Origin of the sequence: Microcystis sp. M31BS1, from assembly GCF_020245285.1 — a bacterium.
GTDB lineage: Bacteria > Cyanobacteriota > Cyanobacteriia > Cyanobacteriales > Microcystaceae > Microcystis > Microcystis panniformis.
This window is the reverse complement of sequence record NZ_JADBVE010000185.1, coordinates 1-3,499: the sequence shown is the minus strand read 5'-3', so window position 1 is coordinate 3,499 and position 3,499 is coordinate 1. Positions and strand designations below refer to the sequence as shown.

Annotated in this window: 5 protein-coding genes; 1 reads left to right on the top strand and 4 read right to left on the bottom strand. The window is 45.4% G+C overall.

What is annotated here, in order from left to right; genetic code table 11:
• Positions 1–241: 241 nt before the first annotated feature.
• Both IM509_RS10805 and IM509_RS10800 read right to left on the bottom strand, forming a co-directional pair.
• Complete coding sequence (locus IM509_RS10805) at positions 242–637, bottom strand: ACP S-malonyltransferase (RefSeq protein ID WP_185237602.1); 396 nt, start codon at positions 635–637, stop codon at positions 242–244.
• Entirely contained in the window at positions 634–1,008 is a 375-nt protein-coding gene (locus IM509_RS10800; RefSeq protein WP_002758343.1) for a DUF433 domain-containing protein, read from the bottom strand. Before IM509_RS10800 ends, IM509_RS10805 begins: the two co-directional genes overlap by 4 nt.
• A gap of 822 nt (positions 1,009–1,830) precedes the next feature.
• Between IM509_RS10800 and IM509_RS10795 the strand changes: the two genes are divergently transcribed.
• Positions 1,831–2,013: a hypothetical protein gene (locus IM509_RS10795; protein ID WP_002758344.1), complete on the top strand. Its 183-nt coding sequence runs from the start codon at positions 1,831–1,833 to the stop codon at positions 2,011–2,013.
• Between the two features lie 575 nt (positions 2,014–2,588).
• Here the strand turns inward: IM509_RS10795 and IM509_RS10790 are convergent.
• Together IM509_RS10790 and IM509_RS10785 are read right to left on the bottom strand one after the other, a co-directional pair.
• Complete coding sequence (locus IM509_RS10790; protein WP_024969050.1) at positions 2,589–3,053, bottom strand: DUF29 domain-containing protein; 465 nt, start codon at positions 3,051–3,053, stop codon at positions 2,589–2,591.
• Between the two features lie 16 nt (positions 3,054–3,069).
• Positions 3,070–3,499, bottom strand: a 430-nt coding sequence (locus IM509_RS10785; protein ID WP_272079457.1) for a DUF29 domain-containing protein, incomplete at its 5' end; no start/stop codon positions are given.

Below are 3,499 nucleotides of genomic sequence, written 5' to 3'. Positions count from 1 at the left end.
GCTCATTCTAGCGATGATTCTTCGATCTGACCGCACCCATTGACAAAAATTTACAATTATTCGACCTTTAGCGATCGCTATCGGGGGATAGTTGTTTTTTGTTACAGCAGTGGGGGAGAAGGGAGCGGGTTTTTCAAGTTGAATTGGCAGTTAATCATGCTATTAAAAACCGATTCAGTATAAAGACCCCGTTATGCCGTGTCCCTACAGATAGACTTCAATGGCTCTAGCATTCGGCGCGTCACGGAATGAATATTCGCCTTGCGCCTCGATAGGTATCAATATCAAGCACGATTTCAACAAGACTTTCAACACACCGACCTCGATATTCGGAATCATTCAAAAGCCGATCAGCATTGCTAACAGTGATCACAGGCAATGATTCTGAGGTATTTTCTTCACGCAGGACCTGCTCTAGGGAATCTTTCCCTTCCATACTGTGATTAGCGGTAAGCAAAATCATCTGATTCTCTTGAGCAAGTCGCCAAACCGTCCTGTCATCACTGTTGATCGACAAATCCATCTCTGCAAAGGTGACGAACTGCATCGGGACGATATCAAGCCAGCCCTGAGTTGCGATCGCACCAAAGAAAACCAAGGCATGACCTTTGAGATTGTGATCAATCAAAAAAATCATACTTTCGACTCACGCTTTGCCTTAGCCACTCGAAGCTTTTCCCAAGCAGCCTCGGAGCCTGGCTTAGGTGGTTGCGCAGCAATACGGGCAACTCGCTCACGATTTTGCTCTTCATAATATTGTCGGAGTTCTTCAGCTTCTTTGAGAACTTGCTGGTACTCAGCTTCCACATCCGCACGATGAGCCTCAATATAAGCCAGGGCAGTGTTAATTTGCTCTTCCGTCAGATCAAATAATCCCTGAATGAACTTAGGTGGATATTGAGCAGTCACATAATCCATCACATCGTAGAGGGTGATGCGGGTTCCTGCGATCGTCAGTCCTCGCTCTGTACGAATGATATCAGTTTTTCCATTAGATGCGAGCGTCATAGCTATAGTCTCAGTCTTTCACCATCTCATTCCATATTACCGCATGAAAAAGCAAGGTGAGCAAACGCCCACCCTGACTACTAATTCGCAAGCTCTTTAATCCTCAACCCAGACTTTCAAAATGTATTTCAGCCTCGTTCCTGCATCTAGCCAGTAGTGAACTCCAATATCTGGCAATTCAGTATCACCAGGCCCCGTACTACAAGATCGGCGATCAAATTTAGACCACAGCTTCAATCAATGGGCATGGTGCGTTCCCCAAAATCGATCGCTGGAGCAGTAGGAGCCACATTAGGGAACGCACCCTACGGCGATTGCGTACTGCTACGCAGTGCCTTCGGCATCGCACTGCCATGTCTAGGAGCAAAGTGACGCTCGCGGCATCGGCAGCTGCAACGATCGGTTGGTTAGCCAGCGGTTACACAGGTAGCCAGGTATCCCGGTTTGGCAATGGGCCAGCCAACTTGCAGCGGGCAACAGGCGTCAGTGGATCAACGAGACCCTTCGTCTTATCTGACATGATAGAGTTGCCGAAGTTCATAACGTCGCAAGGCAGGACTGACCCGTGCACCCATTCAGAAATCGATCCATGTCGTGAAAAAAGCCGTCGTAACCAGAAAGGTTTACGAAACTTACTTGGTCCGTACTCGGCAATTGAGTTGGCAACGGGAGGATCATCGCCACGTCGGATTCCGACGTTATTGGGACGCTCCGCCTGTGCGTAAAGGGAGTGATCGAATTGCGCCACGGGATGAACGCTTCCATCATGGACGTGGGCAGTCGGGAAGAAAAGGGCCGTTGAATTCCGCGTCCTAAACGACAATGCCATGGGATGGATCCGCATGTCTCCAGATCGAAGCTGAAAGACGGCAAAACCAAAGTCACTGTAAAGCGGCAGCTGTTTCCAAACATCCTCTGGAAGGCGAAATCGAAGATCAAGTCTGTGAAAATCCGCGAGTGCGGGTACGAACGAAGCGTCAAACGCGCCAACTCGATGAACCATGAGATTTCTAGGACTCGCTCTCGCGACAGCGACGCCTTTGCTACGCATTTCCAGCGGCTGCGGGAAGCATCGATCCATGTCGCGAAAAAAGCCGTCGTAACCAGAAAGGTTTACGAAACTTACTTGGTCCGTACTCGGCAATTGAGTTGGCAACGGGAGGATCATCGCCACGTCGGATTCCGACGTTAGGCGCATCTCATACACTAAGTGCTGACGGTCGCCATTCAGGCGAGCGTAGATCTTCGTGTTGGACACCTGTTGAACGTCGTGAGAAAAGATACACATTGGATTGCATCTGCCTAACTACATATTATGCGGAAACTTTCTGTATAACACTCTATTTAGGCGCGATTGCCAGAACTTTTCCCTATATCACACCCAAAAGCGTGTTAGCCAGATTAGCATATTGCCAAAAACCTTGTTTAACTAAATTTCTGACAATTAGGCTCATTCTAGCAATGATTCTTCGATCTGACCGCACCCCTTGAAAAAAATTTATAATTATTCGACCTTTAGCGATCGCTATCGGGAGATAGTTGTTTTTTGTTAGAGCAGTATGGAGCAGTCTAACTGATGGCTATATTTCCAGATTATCGCCCGCAGGAAACCAATCTTCATCGAGAATTTGTTCAAGGGAACCAATGGGAATAACGGGGAAAGTATCGAGGGGTAATTGAGAGCGGTCACTGGCATTTTTTCGGGCTGAAAGATAACATTCATCAAAAATTTCCAAAAGATAAGGTTTCAGACTAGGACTATCTTTAAGTTCATCTAATATATCGAGACGAAAAGTTCTAATCTCTCCCTTCCAGTGACCTTCGTTTCTCTCTCTTTCTGCCGCCCAATATTTGAGCTTAAGTAAATGTTCTAATAATCGGGTTAACAGACTTTTAATTGTGCGCTTTTCACTCCTTCCCATACTTGCTAATTCCTCTAGTAAATTCTCTAAATCTACCCGCTCAAACTGTCTCGCTTGCAGTTGATTAATAGTAGTTCTAATCCAGAGATAAAAGTCTTCTTCGTACATGGTTTTATTATCCATAATTTACCTCTATATATTACTCGTGGTTATTAGTGGGAAACCAATCTTGATCGAGAATTTGTTCAAGGGAACCAATGGGAATAGGGGGGAAAGTATCAAGAGGTAATTGAGTTCTAACTTGAGCCTCTTTTCTAGCAAATTGATAGCATTCCTCAAAGATTTCCAGAATATAGGGTTTCAAACTAGGGCTATCTTTAATTTCTTCGATTATTTGTCGGCGAAAGTTGATAATTTCCCCTTTCCAGTGACCCTCATTTCTTGCTCTTTCTCCTGTCCAGTAAGTTAGTTTCAGCAAATGTACCAGTAATTGAATCAAAAGATTTTCGATTTTGCGCTTTTCACTCCTTCCCATACTTGCTAATTCCTCCAGTAAATTCTCTAAATCTACCCGCTCAAACTGTCTCGCTTGCAGTTGATTAATAGTAGTTCTAATCCAGAGATAAAAG

Bases quoted from the DNA above. Each gene is read 5' to 3' on its own strand.
- IM509_RS10805 (WP_185237602.1), bottom strand. From the start codon at position 637: ATGATTTTTTTGATTGATCACAATCTCAAAGGTCATGCCTTGGTTTTC.
- IM509_RS10800 (WP_002758343.1), bottom strand. From the start codon at position 1,008: ATGACGCTCGCATCTAATGGAAAAACTGATATCATTCGTACAGAGCGA.
- IM509_RS10795 (WP_002758344.1), top strand. From the start codon at position 1,831: ATGCCATGGGATGGATCCGCATGTCTCCAGATCGAAGCTGAAAGACGG.
- IM509_RS10790 (WP_024969050.1), bottom strand. From the start codon at position 3,053: ATGGATAATAAAACCATGTACGAAGAAGACTTTTATCTCTGGATTAGA.